Origin of the sequence: Enterovirga sp. GCM10030262 (assembly GCF_042666435.1) — a bacterium.
Classification (GTDB): Bacteria; Pseudomonadota; Alphaproteobacteria; order Sphingomonadales; family Sphingomonadaceae; genus Allosphingosinicella.
In genome coordinates this window covers 547,183-567,727 of sequence record NZ_JBHTDC010000001.1, presented here as the reverse complement: position 1 = coordinate 567,727, position 20,545 = coordinate 547,183, and the positions used below count along the sequence as shown (strand labels likewise).

At 66.3% G+C, this 20,545-nt stretch carries 23 protein-coding genes; 9 read left to right on the top strand and 14 right to left on the bottom strand.

Going from position 1 to position 20,545, the window contains the following annotated elements:
- Positions 1 to 14 precede the first annotated feature (14 nt).
- Positions 15 to 1,910: a S9 family peptidase gene (locus ACFQRC_RS02815; protein ID WP_379957529.1), complete on the top strand. Its 1,896-nt coding sequence runs from the start codon at positions 15 to 17 to the stop codon at positions 1,908 to 1,910.
- An 82-nt stretch (positions 1,911 to 1,992) separates the two neighbouring features.
- Here ACFQRC_RS02815 and rpsD read toward each other — a convergent pair whose 3' ends face one another.
- The gene (rpsD, locus tag ACFQRC_RS02810; protein WP_379957526.1) at positions 1,993 to 2,607 is read right to left on the bottom strand and encodes a 30S ribosomal protein S4; all 615 of its coding nucleotides are present in this window, start codon (positions 2,605 to 2,607) and stop codon (positions 1,993 to 1,995) included.
- A 174-nt stretch (positions 2,608 to 2,781) separates the two neighbouring features.
- Here rpsD and ACFQRC_RS02805 point away from each other — a divergent pair, with 174 nt between their 5' ends.
- Positions 2,782 to 3,093 carry a chorismate mutase gene (locus tag ACFQRC_RS02805; RefSeq protein ID WP_379957524.1) on the top strand — a complete coding sequence of 104 codons (312 nt, stop codon included), beginning with the start codon at positions 2,782 to 2,784 and terminating at the stop codon, positions 3,091 to 3,093.
- A gap of 161 nt (positions 3,094 to 3,254) precedes the next feature.
- On the opposite strand, the gene ACFQRC_RS02800 is transcribed toward ACFQRC_RS02805, so the two are convergent.
- The 6 genes from ACFQRC_RS02800 to murI form a co-directional block, all read right to left on the bottom strand.
- Positions 3,255 to 4,409: a TrmJ/YjtD family RNA methyltransferase gene (locus ACFQRC_RS02800; RefSeq protein ID WP_379957522.1), complete on the bottom strand. Its 1,155-nt coding sequence runs from the start codon at positions 4,407 to 4,409 to the stop codon at positions 3,255 to 3,257.
- Between the two features lie 99 nt (positions 4,410 to 4,508).
- On the bottom strand, positions 4,509 to 4,979 hold the full coding sequence (gene nrdR, locus ACFQRC_RS02795; protein WP_379957520.1) for a transcriptional regulator NrdR: 471 nt from the start codon (positions 4,977 to 4,979) through the stop codon (positions 4,509 to 4,511).
- Positions 4,980 to 5,124: 145 nt separating this feature from the next.
- On the bottom strand, positions 5,125 to 6,435 hold the full coding sequence (gene glyA, locus ACFQRC_RS02790) for a serine hydroxymethyltransferase (RefSeq protein ID WP_379957518.1): 1,311 nt from the start codon (positions 6,433 to 6,435) through the stop codon (positions 5,125 to 5,127).
- A complete protein-coding gene (rpiB, locus tag ACFQRC_RS02785; RefSeq protein ID WP_379957516.1) occupies positions 6,432 to 6,890 on the bottom strand; it encodes a ribose 5-phosphate isomerase B in 459 nt (152 codons plus the stop codon). Before rpiB ends, glyA begins: the two co-directional genes overlap by 4 nt.
- Before the next feature lie 75 nt (positions 6,891 to 6,965).
- A complete protein-coding gene (gene hemA / locus ACFQRC_RS02780; protein ID WP_379957514.1) occupies positions 6,966 to 8,180 on the bottom strand; it encodes a 5-aminolevulinate synthase in 1,215 nt (404 codons plus the stop codon).
- A 79-nt stretch (positions 8,181 to 8,259) separates the two neighbouring features.
- Positions 8,260 to 9,057 carry a glutamate racemase gene (gene murI, locus ACFQRC_RS02775; RefSeq protein ID WP_379957512.1) on the bottom strand — a complete coding sequence of 266 codons (798 nt, stop codon included), beginning with the start codon at positions 9,055 to 9,057 and terminating at the stop codon, positions 8,260 to 8,262.
- 122 nt (positions 9,058 to 9,179) lie between these two features.
- Between murI and plsY the strand changes: the two genes are divergently transcribed.
- Positions 9,180 to 9,800: a glycerol-3-phosphate 1-O-acyltransferase PlsY gene (gene plsY, locus ACFQRC_RS02770; protein WP_379957510.1), complete on the top strand. Its 621-nt coding sequence runs from the start codon at positions 9,180 to 9,182 to the stop codon at positions 9,798 to 9,800.
- Positions 9,793 to 10,890: a DNA-processing protein DprA gene (dprA, locus tag ACFQRC_RS02765; RefSeq protein ID WP_379957508.1), complete on the top strand. Its 1,098-nt coding sequence runs from the start codon at positions 9,793 to 9,795 to the stop codon at positions 10,888 to 10,890. The genes plsY and dprA overlap by 8 nt, the downstream gene beginning before the upstream one ends.
- Here the strand turns inward: dprA and ACFQRC_RS02760 are convergent.
- Positions 10,874 to 11,392 (bottom strand): GNAT family N-acetyltransferase, encoded by a 519-nt coding sequence (locus tag ACFQRC_RS02760; protein ID WP_379957506.1) that lies wholly within the window; start codon positions 11,390 to 11,392, stop codon positions 10,874 to 10,876. The two genes, dprA and ACFQRC_RS02760, sit on opposite strands and share 17 nt — an antisense overlap.
- Before the next feature lie 82 nt (positions 11,393 to 11,474).
- Between ACFQRC_RS02760 and topA the strand changes: the two genes are divergently transcribed.
- From topA to ACFQRC_RS02735, 5 genes are all read left to right on the top strand, one after another.
- Positions 11,475 to 14,048, top strand: coding sequence for a type I DNA topoisomerase (gene topA / locus ACFQRC_RS02755; RefSeq protein ID WP_379957504.1), 2,574 nt, complete (start codon positions 11,475 to 11,477; stop codon positions 14,046 to 14,048).
- 46 nt (positions 14,049 to 14,094) lie between these two features.
- Positions 14,095 to 14,346 carry an AbrB/MazE/SpoVT family DNA-binding domain-containing protein gene (locus ACFQRC_RS02750; protein WP_379957502.1) on the top strand — a complete coding sequence of 84 codons (252 nt, stop codon included), beginning with the start codon at positions 14,095 to 14,097 and terminating at the stop codon, positions 14,344 to 14,346.
- Positions 14,343 to 14,756 carry a type II toxin-antitoxin system death-on-curing family toxin gene (locus ACFQRC_RS02745; RefSeq protein WP_379957500.1) on the top strand — a complete coding sequence of 138 codons (414 nt, stop codon included), beginning with the start codon at positions 14,343 to 14,345 and terminating at the stop codon, positions 14,754 to 14,756. Before ACFQRC_RS02750 ends, ACFQRC_RS02745 begins: the two co-directional genes overlap by 4 nt.
- A complete protein-coding gene (locus ACFQRC_RS02740; protein WP_379957498.1) occupies positions 14,753 to 15,259 on the top strand; it encodes an FKBP-type peptidyl-prolyl cis-trans isomerase in 507 nt (168 codons plus the stop codon). The genes ACFQRC_RS02745 and ACFQRC_RS02740 overlap by 4 nt, the downstream gene beginning before the upstream one ends.
- 62 nt (positions 15,260 to 15,321) lie before the next feature.
- Entirely contained in the window at positions 15,322 to 15,774 is a 453-nt protein-coding gene (locus ACFQRC_RS02735; protein WP_379957496.1) for a hypothetical protein, read from the top strand.
- A 21-nt stretch (positions 15,775 to 15,795) separates the two neighbouring features.
- On the opposite strand, the gene ACFQRC_RS02730 is transcribed toward ACFQRC_RS02735, so the two are convergent.
- The 6 genes from ACFQRC_RS02730 to ubiB are packed head-to-tail and all read right to left on the bottom strand — an operon-like array spanning position 15,796 to position 20,436.
- A complete protein-coding gene (locus ACFQRC_RS02730; protein WP_379957494.1) occupies positions 15,796 to 16,581 on the bottom strand; it encodes a HesA/MoeB/ThiF family protein in 786 nt (261 codons plus the stop codon).
- A gap of 15 nt (positions 16,582 to 16,596) precedes the next feature.
- Positions 16,597 to 17,046, bottom strand: a complete 450-nt coding sequence (dut, locus tag ACFQRC_RS02725; RefSeq protein ID WP_379957492.1) for a dUTP diphosphatase — start codon at positions 17,044 to 17,046, stop codon at positions 16,597 to 16,599.
- The gene (locus ACFQRC_RS02720) at positions 17,033 to 18,295 is read right to left on the bottom strand and encodes a bifunctional phosphopantothenoylcysteine decarboxylase/phosphopantothenate synthase (protein WP_379960387.1); all 1,263 of its coding nucleotides are present in this window, start codon (positions 18,293 to 18,295) and stop codon (positions 17,033 to 17,035) included. Before ACFQRC_RS02720 ends, dut begins: the two co-directional genes overlap by 14 nt.
- Positions 18,296 to 18,300: 5 nt before the next feature.
- Positions 18,301 to 18,600, bottom strand: coding sequence for a CcdB family protein (locus ACFQRC_RS02715; RefSeq protein WP_379957490.1), 300 nt, complete (start codon positions 18,598 to 18,600; stop codon positions 18,301 to 18,303).
- Positions 18,600 to 18,857 (bottom strand): type II toxin-antitoxin system CcdA family antitoxin, encoded by a 258-nt coding sequence (locus ACFQRC_RS02710; protein WP_379957488.1) that lies wholly within the window; start codon positions 18,855 to 18,857, stop codon positions 18,600 to 18,602. The genes ACFQRC_RS02715 and ACFQRC_RS02710 overlap by 1 nt, the downstream gene beginning before the upstream one ends.
- 46 nt (positions 18,858 to 18,903) lie before the next feature.
- Positions 18,904 to 20,436, bottom strand: a complete 1,533-nt coding sequence (gene ubiB / locus ACFQRC_RS02705; protein WP_379957486.1) for a 2-polyprenylphenol 6-hydroxylase — start codon at positions 20,434 to 20,436, stop codon at positions 18,904 to 18,906.
- Positions 20,437 to 20,545 lie beyond the last annotated feature (109 nt).

Below are 20,545 nucleotides of genomic sequence, written 5' to 3'. Positions count from 1 at the left end.
AAAGGAGGAACGCGATGCTAACCCGCGCGATGCTCGTCCTGACGGGCGCGCTCCTGCTCCAGGCCAATAAGCCGGCGGATCCGGCCGCGGCCTTCGGCCTCAGGGAGAGCGTCGAGCAAATCAGCATGTCTCCCGACGGCACGAAGCTGGCCTATATCACGCCCCGCGATGGGCAGGGGTCGGCGCTCTACACCGTCACGCTCGATGGGAGCGAACCAAAGCTCGTCACCGTCGCCGACGGCGATCCTCAGCGTCTGTCGCACTGCCGGTGGATTTCCGACCGGCGGCTGGTCTGTACCATCTTCGCGATGGTTCGGGCCGACCGCAGGAACCTGCCGGTCAGCCGCCTGGTCGCCGTCAACGCCGACGGATCGGGATTCCAGCTGCTCAGCGCCGGCGGCGACGAGGATTATGCAGGCCTTGGTGGCGGCGCGGTGATCGACTGGCTGCCGGACGAGAAGGAGAGGGTGCTGATCCACACCTACGGCGTGTCGCGGGTCGATACGACCGATGCCGAATTCGAGGAGGTGATCAGCGCCCGGCGCGGCGCGCACGAGTTCATCACCGATGGCCGCGGCCATGTCGTCATCAAGGGGATGCAGTCGGTCAGGGGCGCCACCGAGATGGTCGGTGACCGGAGGCGTTATTCCTATCGCCTCGACGAGAGCAACGACTGGAAGGAGTTCTCGACCCACAATTTCGTCACCGGCGAAGGATTGGACCCGATCGCCGTGGACGGCGGCTTCGCCTGGGCTTTCGAGAAGGTGGATGGGCGCAAGGCATTGTTCCGGGTGGCGCTCGACGATTCGCTCCGGAAGGAGCTGATGTTCGCCCATCCTCTGGTCGATGTCGACGAGGTCATCCGCATCGGTCGCCGCGGCCGCATCGTCGGCGCCGGCTTCGCCACCGAAAAGCGGGGGGCAGCCTATTTCGATCCGGAGCTGAAGGCGCTGGCGGCGGCGCTCTCCCGGGCGCTTCCCGGTCTGCCGCTGATCCGCTTCGTCGATTCCAGCATGGACGAGGGCAAGCTGCTGCTCTGGGCCGGCAGCGATACCGATCCCGGTCGCTATTACGTCTATGACAAGGCCAGCCGCAAGCTCGCCGAGGTGCTGCTCAGCCGGCCCCAGCTCGAAGACGTCGTCCTCGCGTCGGTCAAGCCGGTCACCTATCGCGCGGCCGACGGCGCCATGATCCCAGCTTATCTCACCTTGCCCGCAGGCAGCAGCGGCAAGGGACTTCCCGCCATCGTCATGCCGCATGGCGGCCCGTCGGCACGAGACGAATGGGGATTCGACTGGATGGCGCAATATTTCGCCGCGCGCGGCTTCGCCGTGCTCCAGCCCAATTTTCGCGGATCGGCCGGCTACGGCGACGATTGGTTCCGGGAAAACGGCTTCAAAGCCTGGCGCACCGCGATCGGCGACATCAACGACGGTGGGCGATGGCTGATCGCCGAGGGCGTCGCCGATCCCTCCCGGCTCACCATCGTCGGCTGGTCCTATGGCGGCTATGCGGCGCTCCAGGCCGGCGTGGTCGATCCCGGCCTCTTCAAGGCGATCGTCGCGATCGCTCCCGTCACCGATCTTCGCGTTCTGAAGGAGGAGAGCCGCGGCTGGACGAACTTCGCCCTTCAGCGGGAATTTATCGGCGAGGGCCACCATGTCGCGCAGGGATCGCCAGCACGGAACGCCGCCGCCTTCGCCGCGCCGGTGCTGATCTTTCACGGCGAGCGCGACCGCAACGTCAATCCCAACCAGTCGAAGATCATGAAGGAGGCATTGGTCGATGCAGGCAAGGCGGTCGAGCTCGTCGTCTTTCCGAAGCTCGACCATTATCTCGAAGATTCGGCGGCCCGCATCGAGATGCTCAGCAAGAGCGACGCCTTTCTCAGGTCCGCGGTCGGAATGTAAGCCACCTCCCCGTCCTCATCGGGGAGCAAAAAAAGAGCGGCCCGAGGACCGCTCTTCTTCTTCTTCGCCAATTGGCTGACGCTTAGCGCGAATAGAATTCGACGACCAGGTTCGGCTCCATCTTCACCGGATAGGGCACCTCGTCGAGCGTCGGCACGCGGGTATAGGTCGCCTTGGTGTTGCCGTCGGGAACGACATAATCGGGGATGTCGCGCTCGGCGAGGCCCTGGGCTTCCATCACCAGCGCCATCTCCTGCGCCTTGGGGCCGAGCTCGATCACGTCGCCGACATCCACCCGGCGCGACGCGATGTTGCACTTGACGCCGTTGACGCGGATGTGGCCGTGGTTGACGATCTGGCGGGCCGACCAGATGGTCGGGGCGAACTTGGCGCGATAGACGACCATGTCGAGGCGGCGCTCGAGCAGGCCGATCAGGTTCTGCGAGGCGTCGCCCTTCATCCGGGCGGCTTCGGTGAAGGTCCGCTTGAACTGCTTCTCGGTCACGTCGCCATAATAGCCCTTGAGCTTCTGCTTGGCGCGCAGCTGGATGCCGAAGTCGGAGACTTTCGACTTGCGGCGCTGGCCGTGCTGGCCGGGGCCGTATTCGCGCTTGTTGACCGGGCTCTTGGGACGTCCGAATACGTTCTCGCCCATGCGGCGGTCGAGCTTGTACTTGGCGCTGGTGCGCTTTGTCATGTGATACTCCAATTTGCTCGTGTTCAGGCTTCCCGGAACCGCACCGCCGATCCGGAGGATCGACGCGGCTGCCGCTTCACCGGGGTGCGGAGCCAATTGCGAAGGCGGGCTCTTGGCCGCTTCGGCCCGACAAGTCAACCTCGACAGGGCGGGCGCGGCCGTTAAAGAGCGGGCATGACTGGAGAAAGAATGAAGCCGGCGGACTGCCGGACGATGGCGGAGGTCCGCCACGGCGTCGATCGGCTGGACGAGCGGATCGTGGCATTGCTCGCCGAGCGTTTCCGCTACATGGACGCCGCGGCGCGGATCAAGCCCGATCGCGAGGCGGTGCGCGACGAACGGCGCAAGGCGGAAGTGATCGCCAAGGCGCGGGCGGCGGCGGAGCGCGAGGATGCGCCGGCGGAGCGGATCGCCTCGCTCTACGACGCACTCATCGAAAGCTCGATCGCCTACGAATTCGACCGCTACGACGAGACACGCGGTTAACGCAGCGAACATGAATCGGACCACCACCGCTCATCCTGAGGAGCCGCTGAGCGAAGTCGAAGCGGCGTCTCGAAGGACCGCTTTGTCTGTCCTTCGAGATGGGCCTTCGCCGTGGCTCAGTCCCTCCTCAGGATGAGCGGCTTGGTTTTCGATCGCCGCAGCTAGCGCTGCCTCGGGTTCACCAGCGCGCGGATCATGCCGCGCAGCGCCTGGATCTCGCGGTTCGACCAGCCGGCCTTGCTGAGGATGGTGCGCATCGTGTTCTTGGTGACGCGGACGCGATCCGGCGGATAATAATAGCCGGCGGCGGCGAGCGCCTCGTCCATCTGGCCGATCAGGCCTTCGAGTTGCTCCTGGGCCGCGCGCGGCTCGGCCGGATCCCCTTCGGTGGGGATCATGAGATCGGCGTGCTTCGACCATTCGTAGGCGACCAGAATCACCGCCTGGGCGAGGTTCAGCGAGCGGAATTCGGGATTGATCGGAACGGTGACGATCTTTTGCGCGACGGCGACCTCCTCGGTCTCGAGACCGGAGCGTTCGGCGCCGAACAGGATGGCGGAGGGGCCGGCGTTCGCGCGAATCTCCCGCGCCGTCTCTTCCGGCGAGACGACGGGAATGACGAGGCCGCGCTTGCGCACGGTGGTGGCATAGACGAACGGGCAATCCGCCACGGCTTCGGCAACGCTGCCGAACACCCGCGCCTTTTCGAGCACGCTATCCGCGCCCGACGCGGCGGGGCCGGCGGAAGGATTGGGCCAGCCGTCGCGCGGGGTGACGAGCCTCAAGTCAGTGAGCCCGAAATTGAGCATCGCCCGCGCCGCCTTGCCGATATTCTCGCCGAGCTGGGGGCGGACGAGGACGATGGCGGGGGGGGCGGGGTGGGTAACGGTGTCAATTCGTCCCTCGGCTTCGCTCGGGAGGGTGTCTCGACTGCGCTCGACACGAACGGATTGCCTCGGATGATCCCTGACCTCCGTTCGTCCCGAGCGAAGTCGAGGGACCCCCCCGAGCGAAGCCGAGGTTCTTCGATTTCGTTCGCCCGGCGGAACGGCGAAATGGCTCAGTTTGTCCCAATCGGCGGCGATCAGCGCCTCCTTCTTGGCGCGCGACCATTTCTTGATCTTGAGCTCGGCCTCCAGCGCTTCCGCGCGGGTGGGGAATTCATCCGCCCACATGAACTCCAGGGGCCGCTTATCGTGAGTATACCGCTTTATCGCCCCGCTTCGATGTTCGGCGATCCGGCGATCCAGATCGTCCGTATGGCCAGTATAATAGATGCCGTTGGAGAGGCGAAGAATGTACGTCCAGAAGCTCATGTCGTAAGGTCTCGGCTTCGCTCGATTGGGTGTCTCGATGGAGTTTATCCTGAGCGGCCGGCAAAGCCAGCCGAAGGGCTCGACACGAACGGAAAACTGCTATTGCTCCGGGCTTCGTCCGGCCTCGCCGACCGTCACCGCGAAATCCTCGAAATCCTTGGCTTCGCGGAAGTCCTTGTAGACGCTGGCGAAGCGGATGTAGGCGACGGTGTCCAGGGCTTTGAGGCCGTTCATCACCATCTCACCGATCCGGCTCGACGCCATCTCGCTCTCGCCGCTCGTTTCCAGTTGCCGCTGGATCGAGGAGAGCAGCTTGTCGATCCGCTCCTGCGACACCGGACGCTTGCGGCAGGCGATCGCGACCGAGCGTTCCAGCTTGAGCCGGTCGAACGGCTCGCGGCGGTTCTCGGACTTGACCACCGTCAGCTCGCGCAGCTGGATGCGCTCGAAGGTGGTGAAGCGGGCGCCGCAATCCTCGCATTGCCGGCGCCGGCGGATCGAGGCGCCGTCCTCCGTCGGACGGCTGTCCTTCACCTGGCTGTCTTCATGGGCGCAGAATGGACAGCGCATATTTAGCGGGCGGCATCAAAGCCCCGTTCGCCCCGAGCGAAGTCGAGGGGCCCAGCCGAGCGTAGCCGAGGCGATTTCTCGCCTTTGCTCGAAAGGGTGTCTCGACTTCGCTCGACACGAACGGATGGGGATTGCGCCACGGAAGTCACGGGTAGATCGGGAAACGAGCACAAAGTTCGCGGACGCGCGCCTTAACGTCGGCTTCGACGGCGGGATCGCCTTCCTCGCCCTTGGTGCGCAGGCCCTCCAGCACGTCGGCGATCATGTCGCCGATCTGGCGGAACTCAGGCACGCCGAAGCCGCGGGTGGTGCCGGCGGGGGAGCCGATGCGGATGCCGCTGGTCTTGACCGGGGGCAGCGGGTCGAAGGGGATGCCGTTCTTGTTGCAGGTGATGGCCGAGCGCTCCAGCGCCTCGTCGGCGTCCTTGCCGGTGATGCCGAGCGGGCGAAGATCGACCAGGGCGAGATGGGTGTCGGTGCCGCCGGCGACGAGGTCGGCGCCGCGCTCCTTCAACGTGCCTGCGAGCGCCTTGGCGTTCTCGATGACGGCGCGGGCGTAGGTCTTGAATTCGGGCTGGAGCGCTTCGCCGAAGGCGACGGCCTTGGCGGCGATGACGTGCATCAGCGGGCCGCCCTGAAGGCCGGGGAAGACCGCCGAGTTGATCTTCTTGGCGATCGCCTCGTCATCGGTCAGCACCATGCCGCCGCGCGGGCCGCGCAGGGTCTTGTGGGTGGTGGTGGTGACGACATGGGCGTGGCCGAACGGCGTCGGGTGCTCGCCAGCGGCGACCAGGCCGGCGAAATGGGCCATGTCGACCATGAAGATCGCGCCCACCTCGTCGGCGATGGCGCGGAAGCGGGCGAAATCGATGTGGCGCGGATAGGCCGAGCCGCCGGCGATGATGAGCTTGGGCCGGTGCTCCTTCGCAAGGGCCTCGACCTGGTCGAAATCGATGAGATGATCGTCGGGGCGGACGCCGTACTGGATGGCGTTGAACCATTTGCCCGACATTGCGGGCTTGGCGCCGTGGGTGAGGTGGCCGCCCGCGTCCAGGGACATGCCGAGGATGGCGTCGCCCGGCTTGGTCAGCGCCAGCATGACGGCGCCGTTGGCCTGCGCGCCCGAATGCGGCTGGACGTTGGCGAAGCCGCAGTTGAACAGCTTTTTGGCCCGCTCGATGGCGAGCGTCTCGACCGAATCCGACGGCCCACAGCCCTGATAATAACGGCGGCCGGGATAGCCTTCCGCATATTTGTTGGTGAGGACCGAGCCCTGCGCCTCCAGCACCGCGCGGGATACGATGTTCTCGGACGCGATCAGCTCGATCTGGTTCTGCTGGCGGTCGAGCTCGGCGGCGATGGCGTCGGCCACCGCGCTGTCGGCGCCGCGTAGGGCCTCGGTGAAGAAGCCGGCCGGCTGGACATCGTGGAGGTCGTTGGCGGGACGGCTGCTCATGCGGGTTCCTTGGCGAAGACGGGGTTGGAAAGCTTCTCGACGCGGCGCTGGTGGCGGTCCCCGCCGAAATCGGTGGCGAGGAAGACGTCGATGCATTCCTTGGCCATCTCGACGCCGATCAGCCGCGCGCCCATGGCGAGGACGTTGGCGTCGTTATGTTCGCGGGCGAGGCGGGCGGAAAGCGGCTCCGAGACGAGCGCGGCGCGGGCGGCGGGATGGCGGTTGACCGCGATCGAGATGCCGATGCCGGAGCCGCAAATGGCGACGCCCTTGCCGGCCGCGCCTGAAGCGACCGCCTCGGCGAGCTTGTAGCCATAATCCGGATAATCGACCGACGCGGCGCCTTCCGGCCCAAGGTCCAGCACCTCATGGCCGAGCCCGCGCAGATGCTCCGCGAGCGCCGCCTTCATCTCGATGGCGGCGTGATCGGAAGCGATGGCAATGCGCTCGGCCACGCGAGAGACTCCAGTCATGGATTGGTGCACAGCCTCTAGTTAAAGGCGTCGCCGAATGCCACCGGATATTGCGGCTCAGGCCGCCAGCTTCATCTCCATCCGGTCCCAGATTTCGACCAGCGCCCTGGCGAGATCGTGCATCATTTCCTCGCTATGCGCCGGGCCGGGGGTAAAGCGCAGGCGTTCGGTGCCGCGAGGGACCGTGGGATAATTGATGGGCTGCACATAGACGCCATATTCGGCGAGCAATATGTCGCTGATCCTTTTGGCCTTGAGCGGATCGCCGACCATCAAGGGCACGATGTGGGTGGTGGAGTTCATCACCGGCAGATGGGCGTCGGCGAAGATCGCCTTCAGCTTCGCGGCGGCGGCCTGCTGGCCCTCGCGCTCGACGCTGGAGCTCTTGAGGTGCTTCACGCTAGCGAGAGCGCCCGCGACCAGCACCGGCGACAGCGAGGTGGTGAAGATGAAGCCCGGGGCATAGCTCCTCACCACATCGATGATGTTCCTGTCGGCGGCGATATAGCCGCCCATCACGCCGAAGGCCTTGCCGAGCGTGCCCTCGATGATGGTGAGACGGTCGGCGACCCCGTCGCGCTCGGAAATGCCGCCGCCGCGCGGGCCGTACATGCCGACGGCGTGGACCTCGTCGAGATAGGTGATGGCGTTGTAGCGGTCGGCGAGGTCGCAGATTTCGGCGATCGGCGCCACGTCGCCGTCCATCGAATAGACGCTCTCGAAGGCGATAAGCTTGGGCGCCTCGGCCGGTGTCTGGCTCAAAAGCTCTTCCAGATGCGCGAGATCATTGTGGCGGAAGACGCTTTTCTCGCAGCCGGAATTGCGGATGCCGGCGATCATCGAGGCGTGGTTCAATTCGTCGGAGAAGATGACGCAGCCGGGAAGCAATTTGGCGATGGTCGAGAGCGTCGCCTCGTTGGAGATGTAACCGGACGTGAAGAGGAGGCCCGCTTCCTTGCCGTGGAGATCGGCGAGCTCGGCCTCCAGCTCGACATGATAATGGGTGTTGCCGCCGATGTTGCGCGTCCCGCCCGATCCGGCGCCGACATCATGCAGCGCCGCCTCCATCGCCTCGACCACGTCGGGATGCTGGCCCATCGCCAGATAGTCGTTGGAGCACCAGACGATGATCGGCTTCGGCCCATTATGGCCGGCAAAGCAGCGTGCGTCGGGAAAGGCGCCCTTGTTGCGCAAGATGTCGATGAAGACGCGATAGCGCCCCTCGGCATGCAGCCGATCGATCGCCTGCGCGAATATGCGCTGATAATCCAAGTCTAAGCTCCCGGTGCTCGGCCGTTCTTAATGGATCGGAGGGGTGGAAGGCCAGTGAGAACGGCTCGCAACAACCCTGCTACAAGACCCCGATGCGTCCGAGGCCGTAAGAAATCAACCCCTTGCGATACGCCTCGATGCCGGGCGAGCGGCGCGTGAAGATGGCGGTGCCTTCGCCGGGCTCCGCCGGCCATCGATGGTCGCGGGTCAGCCAGGCGGTGCGCCGCGCGATTCCCTCATTGCCGTCGACGAAGGCGATCGGCCGGGGCGCGGCGGCGGCCAATTCCTCCTCGACCAATGGAAAATGGGTGCAGGCAAGGACGATGGTATCGAGGCGGTCGCCTCCGGGTTGCGAGAGCAGGCCGTCGAGGCAGCGGGCATAAGCGGCGGGACTGGCCGGCTCCCCGCGCAGCTTCGCTTCGGCCAGGTCCACCAGCTCGGCCGATCCGTGACGGAGGACAATGCAGTCGGACGCGAACTCGGCGGCGAGGCGATCGACATAAGGCTGGCGCACGGTCGCATCGGTGCCGAGCACGCCGATGACCCGGCTCTTCGACACGGCCGCGGCGGGCTTGATCGCGGGGACGGTTCCCACGATCGGAACGTCCAGCGCGGCGCGCACCGCATCCAGCGCGATCGTCGAGGCGGTGTTGCAGGCGATGACGATGAGCCGCGGATCGAAGCGTTCGGCGAGCCGCCCGAGCAGCGCCGGCACCCGCGCCGCGATCTCGGCCTCGCTCTTGGTGCCATAGGGATAGCCGGCATTGTCGGCGGCATAGACGATGGGCGCGGAAGGCAGGAGATCGCGTATCGGCCGCAGCACGGACAGGCCGCCGACACCCGAGTCGAAAATCAGCAGCGCTCTTGCGATCGTCATCGGCGGCCGCTTTAGCGGGCCCGCCGAGGCGTGCAACCGCTTCGGGATAAAGTGCATTATTCCAAATTGTTGCGCCGCCGTCATTTGTTGGTAAGCTGGCGCTTTCGGGGGAAACCTACCCAGTGAACGCAGATATTCTGGCCGCTCCGCTGCTGTCCTTGCTGCTCGGCTATCTTCTGGGGTCGATCCCGTTCGGCGTGCTGCTGACCCGCTTCGCCGGCGCGGGCGACCTGCGCGCGATCGGCTCGGGCAATATCGGCGCGACCAATGTGCTGCGCACCGGCCGCAAGGGGCTGGCCGCGCTCACCCTGTTGCTGGATGGTCTCAAGGGGGCGGCCGCGGTACTCCTCGTCGCCTGGCTCTTCCCGGGGCACGAGCAGATGGCGGCGATCGCCGCGTTCATCGGCCATCTCTACCCGGTCTGGCTGGGCTTCAGGGGCGGCAAGGGGGTGGCCACATTCTTCGGCCTGATGGCGGCGCTGCACTGGGAATCGTCGATCTTCTATGCGGCGGCCTGGCTGGGGATGCTCGCGCTGACCCGCTACTCGTCGGCCGCCGGAGTCTCGGCCGCGCTGATGGCGCCGGTCGCCGCCGCGGCCTTCGGGCGGTTCGACCTCGTGCTGGTCTATCTCGGCCTCGCCTTGCTCCTATTCTGGAAGCACCGCGCCAATCTGGAGCGGCTGCTCGCCGGGACGGAGCCGCGCGTCGGCGGCGGCGGCCGAAGCGATCCGTCCGATGCTTGAGCGCTCCGCCTCGGAAGACCAGATCGCCAGGCTGCGGCTGATCCGCTCCGACAATATCGGCCCCGTCACCTATTTCCAATTGCTCGCCCGCTTCGGCTCGGCGGGCGCGGCGCTCGACGCGATTCCGGACCTCGCGGCGCGCGGCGGCGGGCGGGCGCCCAAGCTGGTCGCGCGTGGCGTCGTGGAGCGGGAAATGGAGGCGGTGGCCGCGCTCGGCGCGCGTTACCTGTTCCTCGGCCAGGGTCTTTATCCGCCCTTGCTCGCCGAGCTGGAGACAGCGCCGCCGGCTCTCATCGTCAAAGGCCATCTGTCGCTGCTCGAAAAGCCCGCCATCGCCATGGTCGGCGCGCGCAACGCCTCGGCCGCCGCCTGCCGCTTCGCCCGCCAGCTGGCACGGCAGGTCGGCGAAGCGGGGGCGGTCATCGTCTCCGGGCTGGCGCGCGGGATCGACACGGCGGCGCATGACGGCGCGCTGGAGAGCGGCACCATCGCAATCATCGCCGGCGGCATCGACGTCGCCTATCCGCCTGAAAATGCCGACCGGCAGCAGGCGATCACGGAACGCGGACTGCTGATCGCCGAGCAGCCGCCGGGGGTGGATCCCAGAGCGCGCCATTTTCCCTATCGCAACCGGATCATCGCCGGCCTGGCGCACGGCACGGTGGTGATCGAGGCGGCGCCCAAATCGGGATCGCTGATCACCGCGCGTTACGCCACCGAATTTGGTCGCGACGTGATGGCGGTGCCGGGCTCGCCGCTTGATCCCCGCGCGCAAGGCTGCAACCAGCTCATCCGCGAGGGCGCGATCCTTGTCCAGAATGCCGACGACGTGATGGAGACGATCAGCCCCTTCAAGCTCCGCCCGCTCGCCCAGAAGCGCCTCGATTACGCGGCTCCCGCCGTGGCGGACGCGAGCGAGGCGGAGCGGAGCGCGGTGCTGGACTTGCTCAGCCCGACGCCGGTTCCGGTGGATGAAGTGCTGCGCCAGTCGGGCCTCGCGCCGGCCGCCGTGCAGACGGTGCTGCTGGAACTGGAGCTGGCCGCCCGCCTCGAACGGCATGCCGGAGGACGGGTCAGCCTGATCGGTTAGGCGGCTTGTCCAGTCGGAAATAGACGCTGTCGCACCAGCCGATATGGGTGTGCCAGGTCCGCGCGGCGCGGCCGGTCTCGCGAAAGCCGAGCTTGGTCAGAAGCCGGATCGAGCCCGCATTGCGCGGGTCGATGTCGGCGGTGAGATAGTCGATGTCCGGACGAGCGAATGCGTGCGTCAGGAAGGCGGTGACCGCTTCGGTCGCGAGGCCCGCGCCCCAATGGTCCGGATGGAGGATGTAGCCGAAATCGGGCAGGCGCCAGGCGCCGACCTTGCCGATCGCCTGGCCGTCGCGTTCGATCACGAAATCCTCGCTCAGGCTGGGCGGCGACTCGATCATGCCGGTCAGCCATTCGCGGGTCTGATCGATGCCGTCGTGCGGCGGCGTCGACCAGTAGAGCATCGCCCCCGGGTTCGACAGCACCGCATGGATCGCGTCGAGGTCGTTGGCTTTGGCGCGGCGGAGAAGCAGGCGGGGGGTGCGGATTTCGGTCATGGCCATTGACCTATCATGCGATCGGCGCTTGACGACAGCCGCCGCGACTTCTCACCTACACGTGTACGCGTAAGGACCAGGAACAGACATGAAGCTCGTCGTCGTCGAATCGCCCGCCAAGGCCAAAACCATCGAGAAATATCTGGGAAGCGGCTATCGCGTGCTCGCCTCCTACGGCCATGTCCGCGATCTGCCGCCCAAGGACGGATCCGTCGATCCCGACAACGGCTTCGCGATGGAATGGGAAAATTACGCCGACAAGGCGCGGCAATTGAAGGCGATCACCGACGAGGCGAAGAAGTCCGACACGTTGATCCTGGCGACCGACCCCGATCGCGAAGGCGAGGCGATCAGCTGGCATGTGCAGGAGGTGCTGCAGAAGCGAAAGGCGCTGCCAGCCCATGTCGAACGAGTCACGTTCAACGCCATCACCAAATCCGCCGTCACCGACGCGATGGCGAAGCCGCGCCAGCTCGACGAGGATCTGATCGACGCCTATCGCGCCCGCCGCGCGCTCGATTATCTGGTCGGCTTCACCTTGTCGCCAGTGCTGTGGCGCAAGCTGCCCGGCGCCAAGTCGGCCGGCCGCGTGCAATCGGTGGCTCTGCGGCTGATCGTGGACCGCGAGCGCGAGATCGAGCTGTTCAAGGCGCAGGAATATTGGAGCGTCTCGGCGACGATGGAAGCGGACGGGACCGAGTTCCTGGCGCGCCTCGTCCGCTACAAGGGCGACAAGATCGATCGCCTCACCATCGGCGACGAAGGCACCGCCATGGCCGCCAAGGCGGCGGTCGAGGCCGGGCGCTTCACCGTCTCCTCGGTTGAGACAAAGCCGCTCACCCGCAACCCGCCGCCGCCCTTCACCACCTCGACATTGCAGCAGGAAGCGGCGCGCAAATTGGGCTTCTCGGCCAGCCACACGATGCGCGTCGCCCAGCAGCTCTACGAGGACGGGTCGATCACCTATATGCGAACCGACGGGGTCGACATGGCGCCGGAGGCGATCTCGGCGGCGCGCAAGGCCGTCGCGAACCGCTACGATGCCGGTTACGTCCCCGACAAGCCCCGCGTCTATACGACCAAGGCCAAGAATGCGCAGGAAGCGCATGAAGCGATCCGGCCGACCGACTTCGGCCGCGACCGCGCCGGCTCGGGCGATCACGGCCGGCTCTACGATCTCGTCTTCAAGCGCGCGCTCGCCAGCCAGATGGCCTCGGCACGGCTGGAGCGGACGACCGTGGAAATGACCGACGGCACCGGCCAGAATGCGCTGCGCGCCACCGGCCAAGTGGTACTCTTCCCCGGCTTCCTCGCGCTTTACGAAGAGGGGCGGGACGACGAGCAGGACGAGGATAGCCGCCGCCTGCCGCGCCTGCGCGAAGGCGACGCTCCGGCCAGGAAATCGGTCCATGCCGAGCAGCATTTCACCCAGCCGCCGCCGCGTTATTCCGAAGCCAGCATGGTCAAGAAGATGGAGGAGCTCGGCATCGGCCGCCCCTCCACTTATGCCTCGGTGCTCCAGACCTTGAAGGACCGGGATTATGTCACGCTCGACAAGAACCGCTTCTTTCCGGCCGAGAGCGGGCGCCTGCTGACGGCGTTCCTGGAGCGCTTCTTCGAACGCTACGTCTCCTATGATTTCACCGCCGGGCTGGAGGACAGCCTCGACGAGATTTCGGGGGGGCGCGAGCAGTGGCAAAAGGTGCTCGAAGCATTCTGGAAGGATTTCAAGCCCAAGACCGTCGAGATCATGGAGCAGCAGCCGTCGGCGATCACCGCCGCGCTCAATGAATTCCTGGCGCCCTATCTGTTTCCGGAAAAGGAAGACGGCAGCGATCCGCGTCTTTGCCCGGCCTGCGGCGAGGGCCAGTTGGCGTTGCGCGGGGGGCGGTTCGGCGCCTTCGTCGCATGCTCCAATTATCCCGAATGCAAGTTCACCCGCCGCTTCGGCCAGGGCGGGACCGAGGAAGCTGGCGCGGATGCAGGCCCCGAAATCCTCGGCCAGCATCCCGAGACCGGCCAGGATGTGGTGCGCAAGACGGGGCGCTTCGGTCCTTATGTGGAAATGGGCGAGGGCAAGGAGGCCAAGCGCGGCTCAATCCCCAAGGATGCGGGCGAGCTCGACCTCGATCTGGCGGTCAAATTGCTGTCGCTGCCGCGCACAATCGGCGCCCATCCCGAGAGCGGCAAGCCGATCACGGCGAGCATCGGCCGCTACGGCCCCTATCTCGCCCATGATGGCAAATATGCCCGCCTCGGCTCCACCGCCGAGGTTTTCGAGACCGGCATGAACGCCGCTGTCGCCAAGCTCGCCGACGCGGCCAACGCTAAGGGCGCGCGAGGCGGCGCGCGCGAGCCTCTGAAGGTGCTGGGCGCGCATCCCCGCACCGAGCTCGAGATCAAGCTGATGGAGGGCCGCTACGGCGCCTACGTCACCGACGGCACGACCAACGCGACCTTGCCCAAGACGATCGCACTTGAGGCGATCACCCTGGAGGAAGCCGCCCAGCTGATCGACGATCGCGCCGCCAAGGGGCCGCCAGCGAAGAAGGGACGGAAGAAAGCCGCGCCGAAGAAGGCGGCGGCGAAGAAGGCGCCAGCGAAGAAGTCGGCGGCGAAAAAGGCCCCCGCGAAGAAGTCGGCGGTGAAAGTGAAGGGCTGACTATGCTGGGCTTGCCCGCTTCAGGATTTGTGGTTATAACATATGTATGAACAAGCCTTTCGAGAATCCGTCGAAGACCGTTAAGCTGATTGCGGTAGGCAATTCGACGGGCTTCGTGCTGCCCAAGGAGATGCTGGCGCGGCTGCGGGTCGGCAGGGGCGACATGCTGTACGCGACCGAGGCCCCCGACGGCAGCATCCGCTTGTCGCCTTATGACCCCGAATTCCAGCAGCAGATGCAAGCGGCCGAGGATATCATGCGCGAGGACCGTGATATCCTGCGCGCGCTGGCCAAGTGAGAGACTGGACCTGGATCGACCCGCGAATCGTGGAGGCGCTCCACGACAGGCAACTCGCTGAACATGGCGGACCGGCCGGACTTCGCGATCCCGGCGGCCTTGAATCCGGCCTCGCGTGGGCGCGCAACTTGTCTGCTTATGGGGAGCCCGACGGGGCGGCGCTGGCCGCGGCCTATGCCTACGGCATCGCCCGCAACCATCCTTTCGTCGACGGCAATAAAAGGACGGCCTGGATATTGGCTCGGCTCTTCCTCGCGCTGAACGACATGCAATTGCGTTACGACAAAGGCGAGGCGGTCGGCATAATCCTGTCCCTTGCGGCGGGCGAGGTTTCGGAGGAAGAGCTGGGCGCATGGTTTCGCGAGCGCATCGTCGCGGTTTCGGGTGCGGGACGAGGGGGGAAGGAATGAAGGCTTTTCATGTGGTCGCCAGCGTGGCGGCGGCTCTTTTGGTGTCCGGCGTCGCCGCGGTGCGGGCGCAGCAGCAGCCCGTCGAGCGCGATGCCGCCTGGCATAACGAGCAGGCGCTCTATCTGCTCAACCTCAAGAGCGAGCAGGGCTGGGCCTCGACCGCCAGCGGGCTTCGCTATCGCCGGGTCAAGGAAGGGCCGGGAGGGGCAAAGCCGAGCCCGACCGATACGGTCACGATCCACTATGTGGGCCGCCTCCTCGACGGCAGCGAGTTCGACAGCTCGGTTGCCCGCGGCGAGCCGGCGACCTTTCCTTTGCCCCGTCTTATCAAGGGCTGGCAGGAGGGCGTGCCCCTGATGAGCGTCGGCGACACGTACGAGTTCGCGATTCCCTACCCACTGGCTTACGGCGCCAAGGGGAAAGGTCCGATCCCCGGCGGCGCGACCTTGCTGTTCACGATCGAGCTGATCGCCATCCCGCCCGGCACGCCCGAACAGGGTTGACGCTCCGTTTAGGATGACCGCTCCGCGATTCTTTACCGCGCCCGCTTTAGGGTCGGCGCGTCATGCGTTCGGCCAAGCCCAATATCAGTCGCGGTCATGAACTGCTGGAGCGCCGGCCGTCGCCCGGCGTCGCGCTGGTGGCCAGCGCGCCCGCTGCCGTGCAACCGAAGCCGGTCGAAGCCCTTCCCGAAAGCCCCGATTTCGGTCGCGTCCACGGACGGCTGCACGCGCTGGAGCGGCTGACGCGATTGTTCGAGCAAGGCGCCCTGTCCACCGAGGAGTTCGCGGCCGAGAAAGCGATGATCCTGCGGCTTCCGGCGGAAGAGGCGGCGGCGCCGGAGGCCCCGGCGCGGCCGCAGCGCCCGGCTCCGCCCGGCCCTTCGCTCATGGGACGCATGCTGGGCTGGCGATTCGTGGCGCTGGGCCTGGCGGTTGGTCTGGCCTTCTCCTACTGGACCCAGCCGCGCGAGACGCTGAACTATCTCGACGACGCGCTCCGTCTGTTGGGGGCGTGATCGGAGTCGCGCCGGCTCACGTTATGAGCGCGTCGCTTCCTCCGCGTTCGACATGTCGCCGCATGTCCGGCACCCCGGATCCTTGACGATGCGGATCGTGCGCATCGCGGGCGCGAGGCCGTCGAAGATGTGGACCTGGCCGGCCCGGTCGGCTCCGAAACCGACGATCTGACGGATGGCCTCCATCGCCGCCCAGCTCCCCATGATGCCGGCCATCGCGCCGAGCACGCCCAGCTCGGAGCAGGTGTCGCAATCGTCGGCGTCGAACGCATCGCCGACGAAGCAGCGATAGCAGGGCTGGGCCGTCTCCCATCCCCTGAACGTGCCGATCTGCCCCTGGAACTGGCCGAGCGCGGCGGAGACAAGCGGGATATGAGCCCGGGTGCAGGCGTCGGCCACGGCGAGGCGCGTCGCGAAATTGTCGGAACCATCGATCACGACATCGGCGCCGGCGAGCAGCGCCTCGGCATTCTCGGAGGCTATGCGTTCGCGAATGGCGCGGGCGTCAATTTCGGGATCAAGGGCCCGGGCGAAAGCGGCGGCCCGCTCGGCCTTCGGCGCGCCCTCGTCTTCGGCAGTGAACAGGGTCTGGCGCTGGAGGTTTGAGAGCGTCACCAGATCGTCGTCGATGATGGTGAGCCCTCCGACGCCGCCCGCCGCGAGATACTGGATGACGGGCGAGCCGACGCCGCCCGCGCCGATCACGGCGACGTGGCCCTCCAGCAATTTGCGCTGCCCCTCTCCGCCAATCTCCTTGAGGACGATATGGCGGGCGTAACGGTCGAGCTGTTGGTCGGACAAGTCCATTTTCGAAGCTTCGTCTTACCGTCCCGTGGAGCCGAATCCCCCGGCTCCACGGGTGGTGTCGTCGAGGCTTGCGACCTCGGCGAAAGCGGCGCGCTGGACAGGCGCGGGCACGAGCTGCGCGATCCGCTCGCCTCGCAAGATCTCGAATGGCTCCGCGCCGAGATTAGCGAGGATCACCTTCACTTCGCCGCGATAGTCACTGTCGATCGTGCCGGGCGTGTTGAGGCAGGTGATGCCGTGCTTGAGCGCCAACCCAGAGCGCGGGCGGACCTGGACCTCGTAGCCGTGCGGGATGGCGATGGCGAAGCCGATGGCGACGGCGTGGCGCGAGCCCGGCGCGAGCGTCAGCGTCTCGGCGGCGACCACGTCGAGCCCCGCGGCATGTTCGGTGGCGTAGGAGGGGAGGGGGAGTCCCTCGCCATGGGCCAGGCGCTTCAGGGCAATCCGGATTTCAGACAAGGGCATTGGCGATCCTGTCGGCGAGGCGGCGGGCGACGTCTCGCTTGGACGCCTTGTCCCAGCTTTCGACGCCGTCCGCCGTGATGAGGTGGATTTCATTGCTGTTGCCGCCCATCACGTCGCCGGAGACGTCGTTGGCGACGATCCAGTCGCAGCCTTTGGCCAGACGCTTGGCCCGGGCCGCTTCGACGACGGTCTCGGTTTCGGCCGCGAAGCCGACGAGGAGACGGGGGCGTTGGTCGGAACTCGCGAGGCCGGCAAGGATGTCGGAATTCTGTTCCCACGAGAGGGACGGCGGTCCGTCGCGTTTCTTGAGCTTGGCGGCGGAGGGCTCGACCCGCCAGTCGGCTACGGCGGCGACCAGTATCGCGGCGTCGGCGGGAAGGGCGGCGGAAACAGCGGCGTCCATCTGCCGAGCCGTCCCGACATCGACGCGGTCGACGCCGGCCGGGGTCGCAAGGCCGACGGGGCCGGAGACGAGCGTTACCCGTGCCCCAAGGTCGGCGAGAGCCTCGGCGATCGCGAATCCCTGCTTGCCCGACGAGCGATTGGCGATCACCCGCACCGGATCGATCGGCTCGTGCGTGGGTCCTGCGGTGACGATGACGTGCCTGCCTGCGAGCCTACCCTCAACCGTTCGCCCTGAGCTTGTCGAAGGGCTGTCCTTCTCTTCCGGCAATGTGGCTAAGGGCAGGGCTTCGACCGGCTCAGCCCGAACGGATAATTGGGTCTGAATGGCGGCGAGGATCGCCTCCGGTTCCGGCAAGCGCCCCGGTCCATATTCGCCGCAGGCCATCTCGCCCTCGTCGGGCTCGATCACGGTGATGCCGTCGCGCCGGAGCTGGGCCACATTCCGCCTGGTCGCCTCGTGCTGCCACATGCGGACGTTCATCGCGGGCGCGGCGAGCACTTTCTTGTTGGTGGCGAGGAGGAGGGTGGTGGCGAGATCATCGGCGATGCCGGCGGCCATCTTCGCCATCAGGTCGGCCGTGGCCGGGCAGACGACGACGAGGTCAGCCGCCCGCGACAACTGGATATGCCCCATCTCGACCTCGTCCTTGAGATCGAACAGGCTCGTATAGACCTTGTTTTCGGAGAGGGCGGCGAGGGTCATGGCCGTCACGAAATGGGAGCCGCCCTCGGTCAGCACGCAGGTCACCTCCCCGCCGGCCTTGCGGATCAGACGGACGAGCTCGCAAGCCTTGTAAGCCGCGATCCCGCCGCCGACGATGAGGAGGATGCGCTTGCCTCGCATGGGTTTCAATAACCGCTCAGCAGCATGTCCAGGGCATTCATGATGACAAGGTGCTCGTCGGCCAGCGATTCCACTGGCTCGCGCAATTGGCTCGCCGGTACAGACGCCGCGAACTGAGTATACATGATGACCTGTTCTCCGGCGATGGTGAACGCCGGATTGAGTCGTTCACCGGCGAGGGGCGCTTGCTCCGGCGGCAGGAGCGGAACCACGAAGCGCGTGTTGAGCATTCCGAGGACGCCCGCCTGGCAATCCAGCACAAATCCGGAGTCGCCGCCCATTCGGTAAACGTCATACCGCGCCATCAGAATTGTCGGTACCGGGCAAGCGGCAGTCCATGCTTTTCCACCCACGCGTTTGAGGACTCGATCGCCTCTCGATTCTCTTCGATCCAGCGTTCGGCGCGGCTCTTGCTGACCTGCTTTTCGAGGCCCTGCTGGCAGGCCTGCGATATGTTGATGTCGAGCCGCTTCGCTTCCTCGATCAGATCGACGGGAAGCGAGACATTGGTCGCGCGCCGTGGCTTCGCGCTTCTGCGGGGAGCTGGGGATGCCATGCGCATGATGTGTGCGCATGGAATGCAAAGGTCAAGCGGTCAGAGCAACAATTCAGAGCAACAATAATGCGGCCGCCGCGCCTAAGCCCGCCGCGACCACGGCCGTCAGCATATAGCGCCAGACGCGGAAAGGCTGGACGACGACGATGTCGGGGAGCGGCGGCGGCGGGGGTGCGGCGCCGGGCGGCGGGTAATGCGCTTCGATCCGGCGGATGAGATCGGGAAGCCGCCTCAGCGCCCGGAAATTGCGGATCAGCTCGTCGGCGATAGCAGCCTCGGGACCGAGCTCGCTGCGCAGCCATTCGCGCAGGAACGGCTCCGACGTCTCCCACATGTTGATGTCGGGATCGAGCGCCGTTGCGACGCCTTCCTCCATCACCATTGTCTTCTGGAGCAGCAGCAGATGCGGCTGGGTCGGCATGTCGAAATCGCGGGTGATGGTGAACAGGCCGTCGAGCATCTTCGCGACGGAAATATCCTTCACCGGAAGGCCGCGGATCGGCTCGCCGACAGCGCGCAGCGCGGTGGCGAACTCTTCGACATTGTGGTGAGGCGGCACATATTGCGCCTCGAAATGGATTTCGGCGACGCGGCGGTAATTGCCGGTAATGAGGCCGTAGAGGATTTCGCCGAGCCAGATCCGCGCTTGGCGATCGACCCTGCCCATGATGCCGAAATCGATCGCGGCGAGGCGGCCATCGGAGAGGGCGAACAGATTGCCCTGGTGGAGATCGGCGTGGAAGAATCCGTCCACCACCGCCTGGCGGAGGAAGGCGCGGACGAGGATCGCGGCCAGCGCCTTCAGGTCATGGCCCGCATCGATCAGCGCCTGCCGGTCGGTCAGCTTTATGCCGTCGATCCATTCGAGCGTCATCACCCGGCGGGCGCTGCGGGTCCAGTCGATCTCGGGGACGTAGAAACCGCTTTCGGCCTCCATTCCCTCGCGCAGCTCGGAGGCGGAGGCCGCCTCGCGCCTCAAGTCGAGCTCGCGCATAGTCCATTGGCGGAAGGTCGCGACCACCAGGCGGGGGCGCAACCGCGCCGCCTCGCCACCCATCGATTCCACTTGCGCCGCCGCCCATTCATAGGTGTCGAGCGCCCTAGCGAAATCCTCCTCGATATTAGGCCGGAGGACCTTGATCGCGACCTGGCGGCCGTCGGTGGTGACGGCGCGGTGGACCTGCGCGATCGACGCGGCGCCGATCGGCTCCGGGTCGATCTCCGAAAAGACCTCGTCGATCGGCCTTTCCAGCGCCTGCTCGATCGCGGCCCGTATCTGTTCGAACGGGGCGGGCGGCAGGCTGTCCTGGAGGAGCCGCAGGCCGTGTGCGGCCTCCTCGCCGATCAGATCGGGCCGGGTCGCCAGCGCCTGTCCGAACTTGATCGCCGCCGGCCCGATATCCTGGAAGGCCTCGGCATAGGTCGGCACCTTGGGCACGCGCGCGCCGAATCGGGCGATGCGGGCGAGGCGGCGGACCGGCGCGGGCGTGTTGATGTCGCGCTCGATGCCGCGCAGCGCCCCATGCCGCGCCAGCACCCGGCCCCATTTAAGGAGCCGCCAGATATGAATCGCGGGAGCGGTCATGCGCCCGTCTCGTCATGCTGAACTCGTTTCAGCATCCAGTCCGGAGACCGCCCCATCGACGGCGAATTGGACCCTGAAACAAGTTCAGGGTGACGGACTGGCGATGGGA

Coding starts and splice junctions, on each gene's coding strand:
- ACFQRC_RS02805 (WP_379957524.1), top strand. CDS start 2,782: ATGACTGGAGAAAGAATGAAGCCGGCGGACTGCCGGACGATGGCGGAG.
- murI (WP_379957512.1), bottom strand. CDS start 9,057: ATGACGATCGCAAGAGCGCTGCTGATTTTCGACTCGGGTGTCGGCGGC.
- glyA (WP_379957518.1), bottom strand. CDS start 6,435: ATGAGCAGCCGTCCCGCCAACGACCTCCACGATGTCCAGCCGGCCGGC.
- ACFQRC_RS02735 (WP_379957496.1), top strand. CDS start 15,322: ATGCGTTCGGCCAAGCCCAATATCAGTCGCGGTCATGAACTGCTGGAG.
- topA (WP_379957504.1), top strand. CDS start 11,475: ATGAAGCTCGTCGTCGTCGAATCGCCCGCCAAGGCCAAAACCATCGAG.
- rpsD (WP_379957526.1), bottom strand. CDS start 2,607: ATGACAAAGCGCACCAGCGCCAAGTACAAGCTCGACCGCCGCATGGGC.
- ACFQRC_RS02720 (WP_379960387.1), bottom strand. CDS start 18,295: ATGCGAGGCAAGCGCATCCTCCTCATCGTCGGCGGCGGGATCGCGGCT.
- dut (WP_379957492.1), bottom strand. CDS start 17,046: ATGCCCTTGTCTGAAATCCGGATTGCCCTGAAGCGCCTGGCCCATGGC.
- ACFQRC_RS02710 (WP_379957488.1), bottom strand. CDS start 18,857: ATGCGCATGGCATCCCCAGCTCCCCGCAGAAGCGCGAAGCCACGGCGC.
- dprA (WP_379957508.1), top strand. CDS start 9,793: ATGCTTGAGCGCTCCGCCTCGGAAGACCAGATCGCCAGGCTGCGGCTG.
- ACFQRC_RS02760 (WP_379957506.1), bottom strand. CDS start 11,392: ATGGCCATGACCGAAATCCGCACCCCCCGCCTGCTTCTCCGCCGCGCC.
- ubiB (WP_379957486.1), bottom strand. CDS start 20,436: ATGACCGCTCCCGCGATTCATATCTGGCGGCTCCTTAAATGGGGCCGG.
- ACFQRC_RS02730 (WP_379957494.1), bottom strand. CDS start 16,581: ATGGACTTGTCCGACCAACAGCTCGACCGTTACGCCCGCCATATCGTC.
- ACFQRC_RS02740 (WP_379957498.1), top strand. CDS start 14,753: ATGAAGGCTTTTCATGTGGTCGCCAGCGTGGCGGCGGCTCTTTTGGTG.
- nrdR (WP_379957520.1), bottom strand. CDS start 4,979: ATGCGCTGTCCATTCTGCGCCCATGAAGACAGCCAGGTGAAGGACAGC.
- ACFQRC_RS02800 (WP_379957522.1), bottom strand. CDS start 4,409: ATGAGCTTCTGGACGTACATTCTTCGCCTCTCCAACGGCATCTATTAT.
- ACFQRC_RS02750 (WP_379957502.1), top strand. CDS start 14,095: ATGAACAAGCCTTTCGAGAATCCGTCGAAGACCGTTAAGCTGATTGCG.
- ACFQRC_RS02715 (WP_379957490.1), bottom strand. CDS start 18,600: ATGGCGCGGTATGACGTTTACCGAATGGGCGGCGACTCCGGATTTGTG.
- ACFQRC_RS02815 (WP_379957529.1), top strand. CDS start 15: ATGCTAACCCGCGCGATGCTCGTCCTGACGGGCGCGCTCCTGCTCCAG.